Source organism: Pseudomonas sp. GW101-3H06, from assembly GCF_059424605.1.
Genome location: NZ_JBWKZO010000001.1, coordinates 327,165 through 347,741, shown reverse-complemented (window position 1 = coordinate 347,741; position 20,577 = coordinate 327,165). Strand labels below are relative to the sequence as shown.

General features: G+C 59.1%; 19 protein-coding genes and 1 tRNA gene. 5 read left to right on the top strand and 15 right to left on the bottom strand.

Going from position 1 to position 20,577, the window contains the following annotated elements:
- Positions 1 to 24 precede the first annotated feature (24 nt).
- The 4 genes from AC07ZE_RS01645 to AC07ZE_RS01630 all read right to left on the bottom strand — a co-directional run bounded on the left by AC07ZE_RS01645 (position 25) and on the right by AC07ZE_RS01630 (position 4,154).
- Positions 25 to 807, bottom strand: a complete 783-nt coding sequence (locus AC07ZE_RS01645) for a MetQ/NlpA family ABC transporter substrate-binding protein (protein ID WP_207260355.1) — start codon at positions 805 to 807, stop codon at positions 25 to 27.
- A gap of 212 nt (positions 808 to 1,019) precedes the next feature.
- Positions 1,020 to 1,946, bottom strand: coding sequence for a sigma 54-interacting transcriptional regulator (locus tag AC07ZE_RS01640; protein ID WP_207260353.1), 927 nt, complete (start codon positions 1,944 to 1,946; stop codon positions 1,020 to 1,022).
- Between the two features lie 56 nt (positions 1,947 to 2,002).
- A complete protein-coding gene (locus AC07ZE_RS01635) occupies positions 2,003 to 2,584 on the bottom strand; it encodes an alpha/beta hydrolase (RefSeq protein ID WP_207260351.1) in 582 nt (193 codons plus the stop codon).
- A gap of 496 nt (positions 2,585 to 3,080) precedes the next feature.
- The gene (locus tag AC07ZE_RS01630; protein WP_207260349.1) at positions 3,081 to 4,154 is read right to left on the bottom strand and encodes a fatty acid desaturase; all 1,074 of its coding nucleotides are present in this window, start codon (positions 4,152 to 4,154) and stop codon (positions 3,081 to 3,083) included.
- Positions 4,155 to 4,254: 100 nt separating this feature from the next.
- On the opposite strand from AC07ZE_RS01630, the gene AC07ZE_RS01625 reads away from it, so the two are divergent.
- Positions 4,255 to 5,259: an AraC family transcriptional regulator gene (locus tag AC07ZE_RS01625; RefSeq protein WP_207260347.1), complete on the top strand. Its 1,005-nt coding sequence runs from the start codon at positions 4,255 to 4,257 to the stop codon at positions 5,257 to 5,259.
- A gap of 63 nt (positions 5,260 to 5,322) precedes the next feature.
- On the opposite strand, the gene AC07ZE_RS01620 is transcribed toward AC07ZE_RS01625, so the two are convergent.
- Positions 5,323 to 6,009: a Crp/Fnr family transcriptional regulator gene (locus tag AC07ZE_RS01620; RefSeq protein WP_207260345.1), complete on the bottom strand. Its 687-nt coding sequence runs from the start codon at positions 6,007 to 6,009 to the stop codon at positions 5,323 to 5,325.
- An 84-nt stretch (positions 6,010 to 6,093) separates the two neighbouring features.
- Between AC07ZE_RS01620 and AC07ZE_RS01615 the strand changes: the two genes are divergently transcribed.
- A complete protein-coding gene (locus AC07ZE_RS01615; RefSeq protein ID WP_207260343.1) occupies positions 6,094 to 6,615 on the top strand; it encodes an Mpo1 family 2-hydroxy fatty acid dioxygenase in 522 nt (173 codons plus the stop codon).
- Positions 6,616 to 6,723: 108 nt separating this feature from the next.
- Here AC07ZE_RS01615 and AC07ZE_RS01610 read toward each other — a convergent pair whose 3' ends face one another.
- The 6 genes from AC07ZE_RS01610 to dibA form a co-directional block, all read right to left on the bottom strand.
- On the bottom strand, positions 6,724 to 7,713 hold the full coding sequence (locus AC07ZE_RS01610; RefSeq protein ID WP_207260341.1) for a sulfate/molybdate ABC transporter ATP-binding protein: 990 nt from the start codon (positions 7,711 to 7,713) through the stop codon (positions 6,724 to 6,726).
- 4 nt (positions 7,714 to 7,717) lie between these two features.
- Complete coding sequence (gene cysW / locus AC07ZE_RS01605; RefSeq protein WP_095192424.1) at positions 7,718 to 8,590, bottom strand: sulfate ABC transporter permease subunit CysW; 873 nt, start codon at positions 8,588 to 8,590, stop codon at positions 7,718 to 7,720.
- A 13-nt stretch (positions 8,591 to 8,603) separates the two neighbouring features.
- Entirely contained in the window at positions 8,604 to 9,422 is an 819-nt protein-coding gene (gene cysT, locus AC07ZE_RS01600; RefSeq protein ID WP_110965776.1) for a sulfate ABC transporter permease subunit CysT, read from the bottom strand.
- A 175-nt stretch (positions 9,423 to 9,597) separates the two neighbouring features.
- Positions 9,598 to 10,611, bottom strand: coding sequence for a sulfate ABC transporter substrate-binding protein (locus AC07ZE_RS01595; protein ID WP_207260339.1), 1,014 nt, complete (start codon positions 10,609 to 10,611; stop codon positions 9,598 to 9,600).
- A gap of 81 nt (positions 10,612 to 10,692) precedes the next feature.
- Complete coding sequence (gene oscA, locus AC07ZE_RS01590) at positions 10,693 to 10,875, bottom strand: sulfur starvation response protein OscA (protein ID WP_007975618.1); 183 nt, start codon at positions 10,873 to 10,875, stop codon at positions 10,693 to 10,695.
- Between the two features lie 184 nt (positions 10,876 to 11,059).
- Positions 11,060 to 12,979, bottom strand: a complete 1,920-nt coding sequence (dibA, locus tag AC07ZE_RS01585; RefSeq protein WP_207260338.1) for a phosphodiesterase DibA — start codon at positions 12,977 to 12,979, stop codon at positions 11,060 to 11,062.
- Positions 12,980 to 13,125: 146 nt separating this feature from the next.
- Between dibA and desA the strand changes: the two genes are divergently transcribed.
- Positions 13,126 to 14,307, top strand: a complete 1,182-nt coding sequence (gene desA, locus AC07ZE_RS01580) for a delta-9 fatty acid desaturase DesA (protein ID WP_207260330.1) — start codon at positions 13,126 to 13,128, stop codon at positions 14,305 to 14,307.
- 207 nt (positions 14,308 to 14,514) lie between these two features.
- Positions 14,515 to 15,504, top strand: a complete 990-nt coding sequence (locus tag AC07ZE_RS01575; RefSeq protein ID WP_207260328.1) for a GGDEF domain-containing protein — start codon at positions 14,515 to 14,517, stop codon at positions 15,502 to 15,504.
- 38 nt (positions 15,505 to 15,542) lie between these two features.
- Here the strand turns inward: AC07ZE_RS01575 and AC07ZE_RS01570 are convergent, their stop codons facing one another.
- The 3 genes from AC07ZE_RS01570 to gabD form a co-directional block, all read right to left on the bottom strand.
- Positions 15,543 to 16,757 (bottom strand): response regulator, encoded by a 1,215-nt coding sequence (locus AC07ZE_RS01570; RefSeq protein ID WP_207260326.1) that lies wholly within the window; start codon positions 16,755 to 16,757, stop codon positions 15,543 to 15,545.
- A gap of 136 nt (positions 16,758 to 16,893) precedes the next feature.
- Complete coding sequence (gene gabT / locus AC07ZE_RS01565; protein ID WP_207260324.1) at positions 16,894 to 18,171, bottom strand: 4-aminobutyrate--2-oxoglutarate transaminase; 1,278 nt, start codon at positions 18,169 to 18,171, stop codon at positions 16,894 to 16,896.
- Positions 18,172 to 18,355: 184 nt separating this feature from the next.
- A complete protein-coding gene (gene gabD / locus AC07ZE_RS01560; protein ID WP_207260323.1) occupies positions 18,356 to 19,798 on the bottom strand; it encodes an NADP-dependent succinate-semialdehyde dehydrogenase in 1,443 nt (480 codons plus the stop codon).
- 348 nt (positions 19,799 to 20,146) lie between these two features.
- Between gabD and AC07ZE_RS01555 the strand changes: the two genes are divergently transcribed.
- Positions 20,147 to 20,223: transfer RNA gene (locus tag AC07ZE_RS01555), tRNA-Arg, on the top strand.
- Between the two features lie 80 nt (positions 20,224 to 20,303).
- Here the strand turns inward: AC07ZE_RS01555 and AC07ZE_RS01550 are convergent.
- Positions 20,304 to 20,513 (bottom strand): hypothetical protein, encoded by a 210-nt coding sequence (locus tag AC07ZE_RS01550; RefSeq protein ID WP_207260317.1) that lies wholly within the window; start codon positions 20,511 to 20,513, stop codon positions 20,304 to 20,306.
- Between the last annotated feature and the right edge of the window lie 64 nt (positions 20,514 to 20,577).

Genomic DNA, 20,577 nt, shown 5'->3' with positions numbered 1-20,577 from the left:
CCTTTAAGGGGTTTACCTCGCGAATCAGAACGCTGGCAATACCGCGCCGTTGTACTTCTTCTCGATGAAAGCTTTCACTTCCGGGCTGGTCAGGGCTTTGGCCAGTTTCTGGATGGCAACGCTGTCCTTGTTGTCTGGACGAGCCACCAGGAAGTTCACGTAAGGCGAATCCGCGCCTTCGATCACCAGCGCATCTTTAGCCGGGTTCAGGCCTGCCTCCAGCGCGTAGTTGGTGTTGATCATGTCCAGGTCGACCTGGTCCAGCACACGCGGCAGCATGGCGGACTCAAGCTCCTTGAATTTGAAGTTGTGCGGGTTCTTGGCGATGTCTTTCGGGGTCGCCAGGGCGTTTTTCGGGTCTTTCAACTCGATCAGGCCAGCCTTCTGCAGCAGGATCAGGGCACGGCCGCTGTTGCTGCCTTCGTTAGGGATGGCAATGGTCGCGCCGTCTTTGAGCTCGGCCAGGGTTTTGACTTTCTTCGAGTAGCCACCGAAGGGTTCAACGTGAACACCGATCACGGTTTCCAGGTGAGTGCCTTTGCCTTCGTTGAAGCTTTTCAGGTACGGCAGGGTCTGGAAGTAGTTGGCGTCCAGACGCTTCTGGTCGACCTGCACGTTCGGTTGAACGTAGTCGGTGAAGACTTTGATTTCCAGATCCACGCCTTCTTTGGCGAGGGTTGGCTTGATCAGTTCCAGAATTTCGGCGTGTGGAATCGGGGTTGCCGCAACCACCAGTTTCTCGCCAGCCTGGGCCAGGCCCGCGGTCAGGGCAGCCGCCAGTGCGGTGAACAACAGAACCTTTTTCATGCAGTGTCCTTATCGAAAATCACAGTCGCTTGTGGCGACGGCTTTAAATACAAGTGCCATTCATATGCTATCGCTGGCGTGATGCGGACAATACCGGGATTTTTTATTCCCGAACAATATCTTTTATTCACTTTCATATTCCATTTTGTTCATAAAGCAGCCGACCGCTCTAGCCCGTGGGTTCGACGATATAGACGGGAACAACGCTTGCTCTACAGAAAGCGGGCGACGTCCTTAAGTATTTGTTTCAAGACTTCTTTTTCGGCATCCGAGGCATTGCCAAGAATCTGTTCGAGCTGCTGTTCAATCCGTCCCAGCCCCTCATCCGGCAAATTCAGATGCTCCGGCAAAATTTCATCGCCCGTACTCACCAGCAACGCAAAGTGAATGACGTTTTCCAGCTCGCGGGTATTGCCCGGCCAGCTGTGTCGTTCCAGCACGCGTTGCGCGGCTTCGCTGATCAGCGGCACCGGCAGGTCCAGGCGTTGGCTGTAGATGCCGAGAAAGTACTCGGCCAACGACAGGATATCGCCGACCCGGTCGCGCAATGCCGGCAGCTCGAGCTGACCTTCGCTGAGGTAGTGATAAAGCCGCTCATGGAATTTGCCGGCGGCGACAGCCTGGGCCAGGTCAATGCTGGTGGCGGCGACCAGACGCACATCCACCGGGCTCGGCTGGTGCGCACCGACACGGGTGACTTCGTGATTTTCCAGGGCGGCAAGCAATTTGATCTGAATGGGCAACGGCAAATCGCCGATCTCGTCCAGGTACAAGGTGCCGCCGTTGGCCGAACCGAACCAGCCGGCACGGCTGCTGGCCGATCCGTTGAAGCTGCCGGCGGCATAACCGAACAATTCGGCGTCGGCGTAGGTCGGGCTGATCGCGCCGCAGTTGACCGAGACAAATAGCCCGCCGCGATCACTGGCACGATGGATATGCCGCGCCAGCAACTCCTTGCCGGTGCCGGTTTCCCCCCGGATCAGCACCGAGATCGAACGCGGTGCCAGTTGTTCCAGCTCCTGGCGCAATTGCCGCGAGCGCGGGTCGACGAACACCAGCGCCTTGGCGCGGATGCTCAGGGGACTTTTTTCGGCGTCGGGAAAGGTCAGCAGCGGCTGACCGAAGGTTTCAAAACTCATGGCAGACTCCCGCCCCAAACCGCCGGGGGACGGGGGCGTTTAAAAAGTTGAAAGTTTCAAGCGCGGCGCAGAGCGTGGTGTTCCATGCGGTTTTGCAGGCGATAGAGGTAGGCAAAGCCCTGCTCCCAACGCTGGTGACCGGACTTCACATTGATATGCCCGGCACCCGACAGAATCCCCGCTTCCGCCCCCCAGTTACGCGCCAGCTCCAGCGCCCGCGGCGCACTGACGGCGGCGTCGTTGTCGGAGCTGATGACCTGGCTCGGGAACGGCAACAGGTCGGCAGGAATCGGCGCAAAGTTGCGCAGTGCCGGCGCGCAGGTCGGGCGCTCGACGTCTGCAGGCGCGACCAGCAAGGCGCCGCGAACCTGACGCAAAAACTGCAACGGTGCCGTCGCTGCCCAGTGCGCAACGGTGATGCAGCCCAGGCTATGGGCAATCAGGATCACCGGGGTACTGTCGGCGGCAATCGCCTCGGCAAGCGCCGCGACCCAGTCTTCACGTCGCGGTGTCAGCCAGTCGGCCTGCTCCACCCGTGCGCTGTTCGGCAGACTGTTCTGCCAATGGCTTTGCCAATGATCTTCTGGCGATCCTTGCCAGCCCGGCACAATCAGGTAGCGAATGGATTCGTTGCGCATGGGGAAGCTCTCCTGCTGCGTGTCTGTTCCCGGTCGAGTATAGGGAGGAGAGTTATATTCGTTAAGGAATAAGAAGCTATTTATTAAGACCTGTATCGAATATAAAACATGACCATTGTGGGAGCGAGCCTGCTCGCGAAGGGGCCGTGTCAGTCAACATGGAAGATAACTGACAGGCCGCTTTCGCGAGCAGGCTCGCTCCCACAGGGGTTCGGTGTGGTTTTTCAGATGGAATAAAAAAGGGACCGCACCCTGCCAAGGAGACGGCCCCGGAAAACTCAAATTCTGTCAGCGCTGATCAACAACCTTGGCGTAGATGATTAGCGAAATCGCTTATCCAATAAAGGAATATTTAATTACTTTAATAGACCTTAATTACATAAGACAAATCACCCCCACGGCAACCACCAATCATCGTTGCTTGCGTCACACCGTAGCGCCCCTTTGGGTCAAATTGATGACGACGTTTACGCATCTGAGTTTCCGGGAACAACGATCACACCTGAGCGGCACGCACCTGCCGCGGCTCTGTCGATTCCTCGCGCACAAACCGGTTCGCCCGCCCGAACGTGCCAAAATCATTGAAACGCACACCCATCTCGCGCATCACCTTGTGCGCCACCGAAGCGGTCATCTGGCGAATGTAGAACGGCTCCTTCACTACGAAGTGATGAATTCCGTGGGTGCTGCCGAAGTTGAAGCAGAACACCTGCAAGGGCCACAGCCACCAGGGATTCAAAACCTGTGTCTGTTGCATCACGTTGCCCGGTTCCACATCGCCGTAGTAGTGCATGTTCGAACTGATGAAATGCAGACAAAAAGTGCGTAATACGTTCGGGCCGATGATCACCACCGCCGCGATGTCGATGACCTGCATGACCGACAGCGTGGTCGCCGACCATTCAATCGGCGCCCCCAGCCAATGGGCGATGCCATTGGCCGCGTGGAAACCGAGGAACACGTACCACGCGCCCCAATGCATCAGCGCCAACGGTGCGTAGACCGTCAACGTGCGCTTGATGATGCTGAATTTATGCGCCCGGGTTTTCGCCCGCAGCATGCGGATGAAGACCGACATCATGTTGTCGCCGACCATCAAAAAGCGCGCGATGCCCCAGGGTTCGCCATTGGTGATCGCCCGTTCCTCCATGTCGGCTTCCGTGCCGGAGACCTTGTGATGGTTGAGATGCAGATGACGGCGAATCCAAGGGTTGATGGTGCTCGGGCGCGCCAGCCAGACCAGTCCCATCATCAGATTGTGTGGCACCCGCTGCTTGCGAAAGTACATGCTGTGAATCAGGTCGTGCTCCAGTTCGTGGGTCAGCGAAGCAAAAAAACCGTTGAGCAACAGGCACGCCCACCACGCCAAATGACCCGTCATGTAGAGCGCCGCCGAACCGATCATCCCGGCCAGCGCGAAGGCCAGAATGCCTGCACCCAGGGCATCCTGGTGCTTGAGAATCGGGTAGTGCTCGCGCAATTGGACCCCCTTGGCCAGCACCACTTCACGAATATGCGCCGAGCGTTGAGCAACATTCAGTCGCTGGGGACTTGCAGAAGTACCGTGCATGCTTCCATCCTCTGGTTATTGATGTTCGCATCCTGCCCGCTGCGCCCTCTCGTAGCGGTAGCCGTGAACGCCAACCTGTTGACCGGAAGCGCCAATCAGCATGACTGAACCGACCTCCCTCGCCAGCTGGACCCGCGCATTGCGCAAGCAGCTCGACGCCCTGGGCCTCGACAGCATCGCGCTGTGCCAGCAAGCCGGGCTCGACCCACAACTGATGGACGACCCGAACGCGCGCTACCCGTTGTCCGGCACCACACGCCTGTGGGAACTCGCAGTGCAGGTCAGCGGCGACCCGGCGATTGGCTTGCGCGTCTCACGCTTCGTCAGCCCCACCACGTTTCACGCCCTGGGTTATGCGCTAGTGGCCAGCGGCAGTTTGCGCGAGGTGTTCGAGCGCATCGTGCGTTATCACCAGGTGGTCAGCGATGCGCTGGAGCTGGAACTGACCCGCGCTGAAGACCGCTACCACTTCCGCCTGAAAATCCCGCCGGGCAATCCCGCTCCGGCCTACGAAGCCATCGATGCCTTCACTGCGATTTACGTACGCACTTGCCGCAATCGCCTGGGCCGCGACTATGCCCCGCTGGCGGTGTACCTGCGTCGCCCGGAACCGGCAGACGCGCACCAATGGCACAAGGTGTTCCGCTCACCGGTTTATTTTTCCACCGATGAAGACCGGTTGGAGTTCGCACTGGCTGATTTCGACAGCCATCTGGACGACGCCAACCCGGAACTGGCCGAACACAACGAAACCGTACTCAAGCGTACCCTGGCGCAGCTCAAGCCGTTGACCTGGGAGCGCAAGGTACGCGATGCCATCGAAGAGCAATTGCCGGAAGGTGAACCCAGCGCCGAGCACATTGCCAAGGCCTTGCATCTGAGCCTGCGCAGCTTGCAACGGCACTTGGCTGACGAGGGTTGTCGGTTCGATACGCTACTTAACGAAAGCCGCGAAAACCTGGCGCTGTTGCACCTGCGCGATCCTCAGGTGTCGTTGAGCGAGATCAGTTATCTGTTGGGGTTTGCCGATACCAGCAGTTTCAGCCGCGCGTTCAAACGCTGGACGGGGATGACGCCGGGACAGTTTCGGGATGGATTAAGCTGAGGGGTCAGGAATTTGGGTTGCCTGGGCTGGCCTCTTCGCGAGCAGGCTCGCGAAGAGGCCCTGTCAGAGTGTCGCCAACGCCCGCAACCGTGCGGCATCGAGTATCTCGATCTCGCCATACCCCAGATTCAAAATCCCCTGCCCCTGCAAATCCTTGAGGATTTGATTGGTGGTCTGGCGCGACAGCGACAACATTGAAGCCAGCTGCTCCTGCGGCAATTGCAGGACGCGGCGTGGTTCGTCGATCTGGCCGTATCCTTCAGCGATCATCAGCAAGCGGTGCGCCAGCCGTGCCTGGGCGGGCATCAGGCTCAGCTGTTCGAGATTGATGAAGGTCAGGCGCAGTTTCTGGCTCATCAGCAACGCCAATTGACGCCAGTGCGCGGGTTGTTCGTCCAGCAAGGCGAGCAATGTGGTTTGCGGGATGTGCAACAGCATGCACTGACCTACGCCAAACGCATCATGGGTACGTGGCTGACCATCGAACAGGCAGATTTCACCGAACCAATGCGGTGGCTCCACCAGGCTCAGCAATGCTTCTTTACCCTGTTCGTTCACGGCGCCGATACGCACCGCGCCTTCAAGCACCGCGTACAGGCCACACGGTGGATCACCGCGCTGGAACAAGCGCTGACCCGCCGCCAAATGCCGCACCCGCGCGGCAGTCAGCAGACTATCCTGTAAGGAAACAGGCAAATGGCTGAACCATTGACCACGCATCAGGCGCGGGCGCCAGACCTGCATATCCATGAAAACTCCTAGAGATTGTCGCCTGGCTGACAGAGCAAAAAACGGCCCCGAGGCAAGATCAGTCACCCTACAGGAGGAATAACAATGAAAAAAAGCCTCGTTGACCATCTCAGTCAATACGCCGCCTATCACCGTGACCCGCGCAACATCGCCACCCACTTCGTCGGCATTCCACTGATTGTCGTGGCGGTGGCTGTGTTGCTATCCCGCCCACAATGGGCCGGAGGCTGGCTTTCGCCAGCGGTACTGGTGTCGCTGGCTTCGGCGTGGTTCTACCTGCGTCTGGAGCTGCGCCTCGGTGTTCTGATGACAGTGTTGCTGGGGCTGTGCGTCTGGGCCGGTCATGTACTGGCGCAGCAAAGCACGCTGGTCTGGCTGGCAAGCGGCGTCGGGATGTTTGTGGCGGGGTGGGCGATCCAGTTTGTCGGGCATCACTATGAAGGACGCAAACCGGCGTTTGTCGATGATGTGACGGGGCTGATTGTCGGGCCGTTGTTTGTGGTGGCTGAGTTGGCGTTTTTACTGGGATTGCGCCATGAATTGAAAGATCAGATCGAGGCACGGGTTGGGGGTGTGCGGGTCAATCCGAATCGGGCAGCGATTTAGATCGCTTTCGCGAGCAGGCTCGCTCCCACAAGGGTTTTCGGTCGGTCACATGATATGTGTACAACACCGGTCCCCTGTGGGAGCGAGCCTGCTCGCGAAGCTTTTGCTTTAGATGTTGGCGACTTTCTGCCAGACCTTCGGTTTGAAGAACAGCGTCTCGCCCTTGGCCAGGCCGATCAGGCTGTCGTGATCCTTCACCACTTCGGCTTCGATCAAATCAGTCTGGCCTTCGACCTTCAGCGTCACCCGTGTGGTCGCGCCCAGCGGACGGATATCCCGTACTTCAGCCGCATGGTGATCTTCCAGCTCATGCCGCGACAACGACACTTCGTGCGGACGGAACAGCACGTGATTGTCTTCGCCCAGATGCAGGCGGTTCGAATCACCGAGGAAGTGATAGACGAAATCGCTGGCCGGGTTTTCGTAGACGTCGCCCGGTGAGCCGATCTGCTCGATCACGCCCTTGTTCATCACCACGATACGGTCGGCGACTTCCATGGCTTCTTCCTGATCGTGGGTCACGAATACCGACGTCAGGTTGATATCTTCATGCAGGCGAGCCAGCCAGCGACGCAGCTCCTTGCGAACCTTGGCGTCGAGGGCGCCGAAGGGTTCGTCGAGCAGCAGCACTTTCGGTTCCACCGCCAGGGCACGGGCCAGGGCGATACGCTGACGCTGGCCGCCGGAAAGTTGTTCCGGGTAGCGATCCGACAGCCAGTCCAGCTGCACCATGTTCAGCAATTCGTGAACCTTGGTCGCGATCTGGCTTTCGGTCGGGCGCTGGTTCTTCGGCTTCATCCGCAGGCCGAACGCAACGTTGTCGAACACCGTCATGTGGCGGAACAAGGCGTAGTGCTGGAATACGAAACCGACGTTGCGATCACGCACATCGTGGCCGGACACGTCTTCGCCGTGGAACACGATGTTGCCTTGATCCGGGGTTTCCAGGCCGGCGATGATCCGCAACAGCGTGGTCTTGCCGCAGCCGGACGGCCCCAGCAGCGCCACCAGCTCACCGCTTTGAATGTCCAGGCTGATGTCATTGAGCGCCTTGAACGCATTGAAATTCTTGCTGACGTTACGCACTTCGATCGACATGAATTCATTCCTCCGCGGCGCTGGCGCGCAGGCGGTTAATACGGTTTTCGCTCCACTGCTTGAGCAGCAGGATGAAGAGCGCCAGGATCAGCAACAGGCTCGCCACGGCGAACGCGGCCACGTGGTTGTATTCGTTGTAGAGGATCTCGACGTGCAACGGCAAGGTGTTGGTCACCCCGCGAATGTGCCCGGAAACCACCGATACCGCACCGAACTCGCCCATGGCCCGCGCGGTACACAGCACCACGCCATAGATCAGGCCCCATTTGATGTTGGGCACGGTGACATGCCAGAACATCTGCCAGCCATTGGCCCCAAGCAGGCGCGCGGCCTCTTCTTCCTGGGTGCCCTGCTCCTGCATCAGCGGAATCAGCTCCCGAGCCACGAACGGCACAGTGACGAAGATGGTCGCCAGCACGATGCCCGGCAAAGCGAAGACGATCTGGATGTCATGATCCTGCAACCATGGGCCGAATAGCCCTTGGGCACCAAACATCAGCACATAGACCAGACCGGCGATTACCGGCGATACCGAAAACGGCAGGTCGATCAGGGTCACCAGCATGCTTTTGCCGCGGAAGGAGTATTTGCTCACGCACCAGGCAGCGCTGACGCCGAACACCAGGTTCAGCGGCACCGAAATCAGCACGGCAATCACCGTGAGTTTCAAGGCCGACAAGGCGTCCGGTTCAAAGATCGCGGTGAAAAACGCACCCAGCCCGTTCTTCAAGCCCTGGGACACCACGATAAACAGCGGCAGCAACAGGAACAGCGCAAAAATCAACCAGCCAAGGCCGATCAGTATGCGTCGCGCCGAAGCACTGCCACGGCGGGCGGCGTTGGCCGAGGAAGCGGCAGCAATAGACGATTGGGACATGTTCTGCGCCTCCTTATGGGGTTTCGATGCGCCGCTGCAGCAAGTTGATCAGCAGCAACAGGATGAAGGAAACCACCAGCATCAATACACCAATGGAGGTAGCGCCGGTGTAATCGTACTGGTCGAGCTTGACCATGATCAGCAGCGGCAGGATCTCGGTTTTCATCGGCATGTTGCCGGCGATGAAAATCACCGAACCGTACTCACCGACCCCACGCGCAAAGGCCAGGGCAAAACCCGTTAACCAGGCTGGCAACAGCGCCGGCATCAGAATATGACGGAAAACCTGCAGAGGTTTTGCGCCCAGGCACGCTGCCGCTTCTTCCACTTCCCGCGGAATATCAGCCAATACTGGCTGTACGGTACGTACTACGAATGGAAGTGTCACAAAAGTGAGGGCAAGGGTGATGCCCAGGGGGGTGTAGGCGATCTTGAAACCCAGGTCCGCGGCAAACTGACCGACCAGACCGGTGGGGGTATACAGCGCGGTCAGCGCGATACCCGCCACAGCGGTAGGCAATGCGAAGGGCAAGTCGATCATTGCATCGATGACTTTGCGCCCAGGGAAGGTATAGCGCACCAGCACCCACGCCAGCAGCGTGCCGATGATGCCGTTGATGATCGCGGCATACAGTGCGGTGCCGAAGCTCAGCTTCAACGCCGCCAGCACCCGTGGTGCCGAGATGATTGCCCAGAACTGATCCCAGGTGAGTTGAGCGGCATGCACGAACATCGCCGCCAGTGGTATGAGCACAATCAGGCTGAGGTACACCAAGGTGTAGCCCAGCGTCAGCCCGAAGCCGGGTATGACGGGGGAGATACGACGCGACATAAAAGTCCTTGGTTAAAAAGCGATCCGCTAAACGCATTAATGTGGGAGCGGGCTTGCTCGCGAAGACGGAGTATCAGTCAACACTTACGTCGTCTGACACACCGCCTTTTCGAGCAAGCCCGCTCCCACAGGTTACGCGCCTGAGCATCAGGCTCGTGGTGTGGCTTAAGTCAGATTACTGCGCCTGGTAGATCTGGTCGAATACGCCGCCGTCGTTAAAGAATTTCGGCTGCGCGGCTTTCCAGCCGCCGAAGTCTTTGTCGATGGTCACCAGATCCAGTTTCGGGAACTGCTGGGCGTATTTGGCGGCGACATCCTTGTCACGTGGACGATAGAAGTTTTTCGCTGCGATTTCCTGGCCCGCCGGGCTGTACAGGTGCTTGAGGTACGCTTCGGCGATCTCGGTGTTGCCCTTTTTCTCGGCATTCTTGTCGACCACGGCCACCGGAGGTTCGGCGAGGATCGACAGCGAAGGCACGACGATGTCGAACTTGTCGGCGCCGCCATCTTCTTTGAGCGCCAGGAACGCTTCGTTTTCCCAGGCCAGCAACACGTCGCCCTGACCGTTGTTGACGAAGGTGATGGTCGAACCGCGAGCGCCGGTGTCCAGCACAGGCACGTGCTTGAACAGGGTTTGCACGTATTCCTTGGCCTTGGCTTCGTCACCGCCGTTGGCTTTGAGGCCATAGGCCCAGGCTGCGAGGAAGTTCCAGCGTGCCCCGCCGGAGGTTTTCGGGTTCGGGGTGATCACCGAGACGTCGTTCTTGACCAGATCGCCCCAGTCCTTGATGCCCTTGGGGTTGCCCTTGCGCACCAGGAACACGATGGTCGAGGTGTAAGGCGTGCTCGCTTGCGGCAAGCGTTTTTGCCAGTCAGCCGGCAGCGATTTGCCGAGCTTGGCGATTTCGTCGATATCACCGGCCAGGGCCAGGGTCACCACGTCGGCGCGCAGGCCATCGATCACCGCGCGACCCTGCTTGCCCGAACCACCGTGAGATTGCTGGATTTTCACGGTGTCGCCGGGATTGCTTTTCTTCCAGAAATTGACGAATTCAGCGTTGTAATCCTGGTACAGCTCACGAGTCGGGTCGTATGACACGTTAAGCAGCTCGTAATCCTTGGCAACCGCGGTACCGGCAAACAGGGCACTGGCCAGGGCGGCCAAAGCGAAATGGCGAATCGACGACATGGTGAAAGCTCCTGGAATTCTTGAGTGTTGGCTTTTCTTATGGAGGTGCTGGAACTGGGGTGCCGGTCACGCGGTTTCGCTTCAGCCGGGTTTGTTGCCCGGCTGCTGCAAGCGGAATTTTTCCTTGCGCTCGATCTGAACCACCTGGGCGTTGTGGACGGTGATTTCCACAGCGCCGAAACGCAGGTCGCGCAGGGCGCTCTGGATTTCACGCAGAATGGTTGCTTCGTCCTGGCCGTCAACGCTACGTAGAGATGCGCTCATGGTGCTGCTCCTTCGACTGAGAGGTTGCCAGGCAGTGGCGGCACTGCTTGCGGCGTGGAACCAATAGTAGAGAGGCATGGATATTCTTAAAAAGACTATTTAAGAATGTTTATATAACCATAAGACATTATTTGATGGGGCAAGGGTTTGCGGGTGGGTCACGCTCCACAGGGTTTGCCGGTTGCTAACCGATCACCGGCGCATTCAGCCAATTCAGTTGCCCGGCCGGCACCGGCCGCCCATACCAGTACCCCTGCCCCAGATCACTGCCGTGTTCGAGCAGGAACGCCGCCTGCTCAAGCTGCTCGATCCCCTCCGCATGCACCTGCATTCCCATGCTCTGCGCCAGGGCGATGATCACCCGCACGATGGCGGCGTCGTCTTCGTCCCACGGCAACCCGGCGACAAAACCCTGGTCGATCTTGAGTTTCTGTACCGGCAAGCGCTTGAGCCGTAACAGTGATGAATAGCCCGTGCCGAAATCGTCGATGGCCAGCCGCACTCCCAACTCACGCAGGCGATGCATCTGCTCCAGCGCGACTTCCGGATCGTCCATCACCGCGCTTTCCGTGACCTCCAACTCCAGGCAGGCCGGGGCCAGCCCGGTTTCGTGCAGCACTTGCGCCACTTGCTGGTACAGCTCGCGGCGGGCAAACAGACGCGAAGAAACGTTCACCGCGACAAACGACAACACCACGCCTGCCTGCTGCCATTGGCACATTTGCCGACAGGCCTGCTGCATTACCCAGGCGTCGATTTCGGCGATCAGGCCGGTTCGCTCGGCAACAGGAATGAATTCTGCCGGCGACACCAAACCCCGTTGTGGATGCTCCCAGCGCACAAGCGCTTCGACGCCGATCAACCGACCGGTCCGAAGGTCGTGAACCGGTTGGTAATAAACGCGCAATTGCTGCTGATCCAGCGCACGGCGCAATTCGAAGGCAATCTCGACCCGCTGCCGGGCATGGACCGTCAACTCTTCGGTGTAGAGTGCATAGCCATTGCGGCCAGCGCTTTTGGCCTTGAACAGCGCCGAATCGGCATTGCGCAACAATTGTTCGGCGCTCAAGGCATCGCCGGGGAACAGGCTGATACCGATGCTGGTGTTGATAAACAGCGGATGCCCTTCAATCGGGAACGGCTCCTTGAGGCCATCAATGATTCGCTCGGCCAGCGCCGCCGCCTGCACCAAGTGCGGGCAGCTTTCGGCCAGCACGGCGAACTCGTCGCCTCCCAGCCGAGCCAGAGTAATGCCGGCTCCGAACATGGCCCTCAAGCGCTCAGCCACCGCCTTGAGCAACTGGTCACCGATGGTGTGCCCGAGGCTGTCGTTGATCATCTTGAAATGATCCAGATCGATCAGCAGCAATGCGCAACCGCGCTTGTGGATCTGCGCCGAAGCCAAGGCCTGCCCGGCACGGTCGGTGAACAGCAGGCGGTTGGGCAAGTCAGTCAGCGGATCGTGGTGTGCCAGGTGTATCAGTTCGTGTTCGGACTTCTTGATCGCGCTGATGTCGGAAAACACCGCAACGTAGTGGCTGCGCCGCCCCAATTCATCATGAATGACGCGGATGGTTTGCCATTGCGGGTAGATTTCGCCGCTTTTGCGTCGGTTCCAGATCTCGCCGCTCCACTCACCGGCGCTGTCGAGCGACGCGAACATCGCCTGGTAGAACTCTGCCGGATGACGGCCGGATTTGAACAGACTGGGGCGCTGCCCCATGACTTCTTCGATTTGATAGCCGGTAATCTCCATGAAGGCGCGGTTGACGTGCACGATCAAGCCGTCACGGTCGGTGACCAGCACGCCTTCGCGGGTGCAATCAAATACGGCCGCCGCTTGCCGCAAACGCTCGCGATCATCGCTGCGCTGGCGCAATTGGTCGCTGCCGCCCGGGCTACGCAACGGTCGCGCACGGGCAACGAAGACCAACCCGGCGCTGATCGCCACCCAGACATAACCGTTGATCAGATGCCATCGCAACAGCTCAACCGAGCTATCGAAGAAACTGTTCAATAAGTAGCCACCCAGCGGTAGCCAGACCACAGAAAGCAACAGGTAAAGCAGCGCTGCGCGCACGGCATCGCGATAGCTGGCAGACATAAGACTGTCCATGTCCCTACAAAAAAGCCGGGATTATAGATTAAAGACACATCCAGCCACTCTTATCTGAAAGGGCGACTGGTTTTCTCTGTGGGCTTGGTGATAATGCAACGGCTGTTTTTTCTTTATCGAGGGCCCTACAGGCTATGTGGTACGAAGGTTTTCTCGGCTTGTCGCCCTGGTCACTGGTGGCAGTCACCTTACTGATGACCCACGTGACGATCGTCGCCGTCACGGTCTATCTGCACCGCTATTCAGCCCACCGCTCTTTGGAGCTGAATGCCGGCCTGAAACATTTCTTTCGCTTCTGGCTGTGGCTGACCACGGCGCAGAATACCCGTGAGTGGACGGCCATTCACCGCAAGCATCACGCCAAATGCGAAACCGTCGATGACCCGCACAGCCCGGTCATCAAGGGCTTGTCCACGGTTCTGCGCAAAGGTGCCGAACTGTACCGCGCCGAAGCGGAAAACCCCGAGACCCTGCGCATCTACGGCAAAAACTGCCCCGAAGACTGGATCGAGCGCAATCTCTACAGCCGCTACCCGCTGCTGGGTGTGGCGATCATGGGCGTCATCGACCTGCTGCTGTTCGGTACCATCGGCATCACCATCTGGGCCATCCAGATGATGTGGATTCCGGTCTGGGCCGCAGGCGTAGTCAACGGCCTGGGCCATGCCATCGGCTACCGCAACTTCGAGTGCCGCGATGCGGCGACCAATCTGGTGCCCTGGGGCATCCTGATCGGCGGTGAAGAACTGCATAACAACCATCACACCTACCCTAACTCGGCCAAGCTGTCGGTGAAGAAGTGGGAATTCGATCTGGGCTGGGCCTGGATTCAAGTGTTCAGCTTCCTGCGCCTGGCCAAGGTTCAGCGCCTCGCTCCGATCGCCCACCGTGTCGAAGGCAAGGGCAACCTGGACATGGACACTGCCATGGCCATCCTCAACAACCGCTTCCAGATCATGGCCCAGTACCGCAAATTGGTGATCGGCCCGCTGGTCAAGCAAGAGCTGGACAAGGTCGATCATTCGGTCCGTCACCAGTTCCGCCGCGCCAAGCGCTTGCTGTCGCGGGAAACCAGCCTGCTGGATGACAAACACCACGTACGCATCCAGAACATGCTCGAGCACAGCCAGGCACTGAAGGTAATTTACGAAAAACGCCTGGCCTTGCAGCAGATCTGGGTCAAGACCAGCTCAAATGGTCATGACATGCTGGCCGCCATCAAGGATTGGGTACACGAAGCAGAAGCCAGCGGGATTCAATCCCTGCGCGACTTCGCCAACCAGCTCAAAACCTATTCCCTGCGCCCTGCTGCCTGACACCAAAAACTGTGGGAGCGGGCTTGCTCGCTCCCACATTAGTTTTTTGATCAGCTTCAAGGATGCCGCCCGGCGGAAGCCCTCCTCCTCACCGCAGAAAGCGGGAACTTCACCTTAAATCACCCATCTCAAAGACACTTCGCCATCCAGGCGGGCTTCGTGTTGGCCGCTGTCGAATCCGCGGCACGCCCTTTGAGATTTGTGCCGATGGTCAATAAAAACCTGAAAGACCCATCTCCACCGCAGTGGCCCGAGACTGCGCAAACCCTATTGGCGCTGATGCACGCTCAAGGTGAAGTGGCACGCCTGAGCGAACGCGAACAGCTGCTCAGTACCTTACTGGTGAGCGTCAACGCAGTGCTCTGGGCATTCAACTGGGAAACCCGTCAGGTGCTGTATGTCAGCCCCGCTTATGAACGGATTTTCGGCCGCTCTGCCGATCTACTGCTGGCCGATTCCAACCAATGGCGCGACGCCATTTATCCCGACGACCTGGAGTACGCCGAGCGCAGCCTGGCGGACGTGCTGGTCAAAGGCGCCGTCGAAGACCGCGAATACCGGATCATCGACGCCGACGGCCAGGTCCGCTGGCTCAGCGACAAATGCTTTATCAACCGTCAAGCCGAGCCCGGTCAGCCGGTGATCATTGTCGGTATCGCCGAAGACATCACCGACAAGAAGCTGATGGAAACCGAGCTGCAACGCCTGGCCACCACCGATGCCCTGACCCAGAGCAGCAACCGCCGGCACTTCTTCGAAGGCGCGCGCGAGGAATTCGAATTGGCGCGGCAGCGAGGCACACCGCTGTCGTTCTTGATGCTGGACATCGATGACTTCAAAGTGATCAACGACACCTACGGTCACCAGGAAGGTGACAATGTGCTGCAACGCATTGCCGACAGCGGTCGCGCGGCATTACGTCGTGGCGATCTGTTCGGGCGCATTGGTGGCGAAGAATTCGCGGCCGTGTTCCCCGGTTGCACACCGGCCATGGCCCTGCAAGTGGCCGAACGGCTGCAACGGGAGATCCAGCGTTTGAGCTTCGACCATGACGGCCAGACATTCGGCATCACCGTCAGCCAGGGGCTGACCAGCCTCAAGGACGAGGATGAAAACATCGAAAACCTGTTTGCCCGGGCGGATGCGGCGATGTATCAGGCCAAGCGCGATGGCAAGAACCGGATCGTCACGGGCTGACTCCAGGCTCAAATCCAACACCGGGATTAGCGTGAAACCTATTTTTTGCGCATCCGTATCAATTCCGGCAACCCGATCTTGAGCAACCGCGCCGTCCGGCTTTTAGCCAGCTCCTCGATGCCCTCATGCTCGGTCAGGCGCGCCAGCTGCGCCGCCATGTTCATCACCAGCGCTTCACGGGAGTACACCCCGCCACCGAGCTGGTAGGCCGCTGCAATCAGCTGTCGCAGCTCCAACGGCAAGCGCCAGCGGGTGCGCAACGCCGAACCGTAGGCCGCGCCGAATTCGGCCAGCGCTTCGCCCACCTCCTCCTGATCGTCCAGCTCGCCACCGGCCTGCTTCCATTCCTGCAGGCAACGTAACAACGCCAGGTCGCCAAGGCGATGCAGCATGCCGGCGCAATAGCAGCGCGCCTGATCCAGATCCAGCAAGCGCGCCAGGGTTCGTGCGTACTCGGCAGTGTGCAGCGACAAGTCCCAATAGCGCTCGGCATAGTCCGCCAGGTACGGATCACTGAGCCGCGCACTGCGCTTGAGGGCCAGGCCAAGAATCAGGTTCATGCTCTGACCGGTGCCCAGCCGGTGCAACGCCTGGGACAGGGTTTGCACCGCGGCGCCATGGTGCTGGGCAGCGCTGTTGGCGGCGGCGATCAGCACAGCGGTAACCTGCGGATCGGTACGGATTTCATTTTCCAGCTTCGACAGATCGAGGCCGCTGGGATTGAGGCTGCGTTTGACCGCCAACTGCACGTCGGTCATCAGCGGCGCACCTTCGGCCAGTTCACGGCGACGTTCCAGATACACCGACAAGGTCATGCCGTGCGCCAGCGATGGCACCTCGCAGGTGACTTCCTCACCGGCATCAAGCAGCAAATCCTGCAAGCGATGAGTCAGGCTTTCCATGTTCAGGGGTTTGGTCAGATAGGCGGCGGGGGCCAGCGGCAAGGCTTCGCGCACGCTGGCGCTATCGTTACGGCTGCTCATCAGAATGAAGGGCAGCGGCGGGTTGCGTTTGCGCTGGCGGACACTGCGCAACACATTCAGACCATCGACACCGGGCAGTTCCCAATCGACGATCACCAGATCGTAAGGATTGGCCGCCAGCAACTCCAGCGCCTGCTGGCCGTCGGCACACAAATCCAGTCGCGCATCGCAGCGCACGTTCAGCAGCACTTCCTTGAGCAGATCCCGGGACCAAGGGTCGGACTCGGCAATCAACACTCTGGGAACGGCGGGTAAATTAACGGCAGTCATACAGCTCTCCCTGGCAATGCCTAAACCTTAGCGAATGCTGGCCCTTCGATACAGCGCGAATGCGCGGGATGTATTACGACCGGCATGAAAAAACCCGCCGAAGCGGGTTTTTTGTCGATCAGGTCACACTTGGCGATCAGAGCTCAGCGAAGCACTCTTCGATGATTGCCAGACCTTTGTCCAGCTGCTCGTCCGGCGAGGTCAGCGGTACCAGAACGCGCAGAACGTTGCCGTAGGTGCCGCAGGACAGCAGGATCAGACCCTTGTCGCGAGCCTTGGCCACCACCGCTGCCACGGCAGTCGGGTTTGGCTTGTGGCTGTCGCCGTTTTCGAACAGCTCGACGGCGATCATCGCGCCCAGGGCACGGACTTCGCCGATCACCGGGTACTTGGCCTGGATGGCTTTCAGGCCAGTGACCAGGCGCTCGCCGACAGCCTTGCAGCGGTCCAGCAGGTGCTCTTCTTCGAACACTTCCATCACGGCCAGGGCCGCGGCGCAAGCGATCGGGCTACCGGCATAGGTACCGCCCAGGCCACCTGGAGCAATGGCGTCCATGTATTCGGCCTTGCCGCACACACCGGCCAGCGGGAAGCCGCCAGCGATGGATTTAGCGAAAGTGGTCAGGTCGGCAGCAACGCCCATCTGTTCCATGGCGAAGAAGGTGCCGGTACGGCCAGCGCCAGTTTGCACTTCGTCAGCGATCAACAGGATGCCGTGCTGGTCGCACAGGGCGCGCAGACGCTTCATGAATTCTTTAGGCGCCACGTAGAAACCACCCTCGCCTTGAACCGGCTCGATGATGATCGCCGCGATGTCACGCGGCTCGGCGTCGTTCTTGAAGATGCGTTCGATGCTGGCGATCGAATCGTCGATGCTCACACCGTGCAGTTCGTTCGGGTACAGCGCGCGGAAGATGCCGCCTGGCATCAGGCCCATGCCCGCCGAGTAAGGCACGACTTTACCGGTCAGGCCCAGGGTCATCATGGTGCGACCGTGGTAAGCGCCGGTGAAGGCGATCACGCCGGCACGGCCAGTGGCGGCACGAGCGATCTTGATGGAGTTTTCAACGGCTTCGGAACCGGTGGTCACCAGCAGGGTTTTCTTGGCGAAATCACCTGGCACCTTGGCGTTGATTTTTTCGCACACTTCTACGTATGGCTCGTAGGCCAGTACCTGGAAGCACGTGTGGGTCAGCTTGTTCAGCTGCTCGGTCACGGCGGCGATGACTTTCGGGTGCACGTGGCCGGTGTTCAGCACGGCGATACCGCCGGCGAAATCGATGAACTCGCGACCTTCAACGTCGGTCACGGTCGCGTTCTTCGCGGAGTCGGCGAAGATCGGGTGAATCTGGCCAACACCACGTGGAACAGCAGCGGTACGGCGGGCCATCAAATCAGCGTTAGTCTTGCTCATACATTCCTCATTCACCGCTCATCGGGCGGCGTGGTTCAAGGATTAAGCGGCGGGGAACAACAGCGGCAGCATGCGATGATCGACTGCTACAGCGTTCCCGGCCACCGAGAAAATTTCGTTTGAAGCACGCAAAGGGACAGCGCTCTCGTGCCCTTTGCGTTTGAAGCGATGCCTTTTTCCGGGCTTAGATGCCCAGGCAGAGGTATTTGATTTCCAGGTAATCTTCGATGCCGTACTTGGAGCCTTCACGGCCCAGGCCCGAGGCCTTGATGCCGCCGAACGGCGCGACTTCGTTGGAGATCAGACCGGTGTTAACGCCGACCATGCCGTATTCCAGGGCTTCAGCCACACGGAACACGCGACCCAGGTCGCGAGCATAGAAGTACGAGGCCAGACCGAACTCGGTGTCGTTGGACATCGCGATCACGTCGGCTTCGTCTTTGAAGCGGAACAGTGGCGCCAATGGACCGAAGGTTTCTTCCTTGGCCACGGCAGCGTTGTTTGGCACGTTGGTCAGGATGGTCGGCTCGAAGAAGTTGCCTTCCATCGGCTTGCCACCGGCCAGTACGGTCGCGCCTTTGCTCAAGGCGTCGGCAATGTGCTCTTGCACCTTGGCCACGGCTTTTTCGTCGATCAGCGGGCCAGTGGTGGTGCCAGCTTCCAGACCGTTGCCGATCTTCAGCTTGGCAACGGCCACTTTCAGTTTCTCGGCGAAGGCATCGTAGACACCGTCCTGAATGTACAGACGGTTGGCGCAGACGCAGGTCTGGCCGTTGTTACGGTATTTGGAAATGATCGCGCCTTCGACGGCCTTATCCAGGTCGGCGTCGTCGAACACGATGAACGGCGCGTTGCCGCCCAGTTCCAGGGAGACTTTCTTGATGTCCTTGGCGCATTCGGCCATCAGTTGACGACCGATTTCGGTCGAACCGGTGAAGGACAGCTTGCGCACGATCGGGTTGCTGGTCAGCTCGCTGCCGATGTCGCCGGCGCTGCCGGACACAACGCTGAACACACCGGCAGGAATACCGGCACGCTGGGCCAGTTCAGCCAGGGCGAACGCCGAGAACGGCGTTTGGGAGGCAGGCTTGAGCACCATGGTGCAACCGGCGGCCAGGGCCGGGCCGGCTTTACGGGTGATCATCGCGGCCGGGAAGTTCCACGGGGTGATGGCAGCGGTCACGCCGATCGGCTGCTTGATCACGATCAGGCGCTTGTCTGGCTGGTGGCCCGGAATCACATCACCGTAAATACGCTTGGCTTCTTCGGCGAACCATTCGATGAAGGAAGCGGCATAAACGATTTCACCCTTGGCTTCAGCCAATGGCTTGCCTTGTTCCAGGGTCATCAGGCGAGCCAGGTCGTCCTGGTTCTCGATGATCAGCTCGAACCAGCGACGCAGCTTGGTCGCACGTTCTTTGGCGGTCAGTGCACGCCAGGCCGGCAGCGCCTTGTCAGCGGCTTCGATGGCACGGCGGGTTTCGGCAGCGCCCATTTTCGGCACGGTGCCCAGAATTTCGCCCGTTGCCGGGTTGTTGACCTTGATCGTCTGACCACTGTCCGCATCGACCCACGCGCCATCGATGAAGGCTTGCTGGCGGAACAACTGGGTGTCTTTAAGCTGCATGTCGGCTTTCCTTAACAGCACCGCAATAGATGCGGAGCAAATTATGATTGTAGAAAGGCGCCTCAGTAGGCTGCCGTCAGGGAAATCATTCACCGGGCTGAAGCACAAAATAGCGCACGGATTGGACTCGTGCGGTTCAGCACCCAGACAAGAGCGTTTGAAATCTCAAACGAATCCTAGGATCAAAGGGGGTAAAGGACAATAGGCCGTTCGAAAAAAAGAACGAAAACGCCGCATTTGCCTGTTTTTTCTGATCAACGTAGCAAACGCAGGTTACGCTTGTGAAAACAGCAAGCGATTCAGCAGCATGGACGCCCGCCATGCATATGAGTATCATGGCGCCCGCTTGCACCAGTAGCTCAGCTGGATAGAGTACTGCCCTCCGAAGGCAGGGGTCGTGGGTTCGAATCCCGCCTGGTGCGCCATAGATAGAAACGAGAAAGCCTCAGGCCGTAAGGTCTGGGGCTTTTTTGTGGCCCACAAAAAAACCGCAAAAGCGGTTTTTTCATTCCGTCGTCCAATCAAACTCGTCGTACTCATCATCCTCGTCGTCATCGAACACGTCCTCTTCATGAACGTCTTCTTCCTCAGCGCCACCCTCTTGCGGCTGATTCAGCAGAAAATCCTTCCGACTCTCAGTAATCGCGCGCCGAAGTTCTTCGCCCTTTTCCGGGCAGTTGAGCATTTGGGCGATGCGGTCGATTTTTTTTGCCACGGCTTCCTCCAACCCCATCGGCGATAGCTTGATAGTGCGCGCTTTCGGGCGCGGATGCCAAATC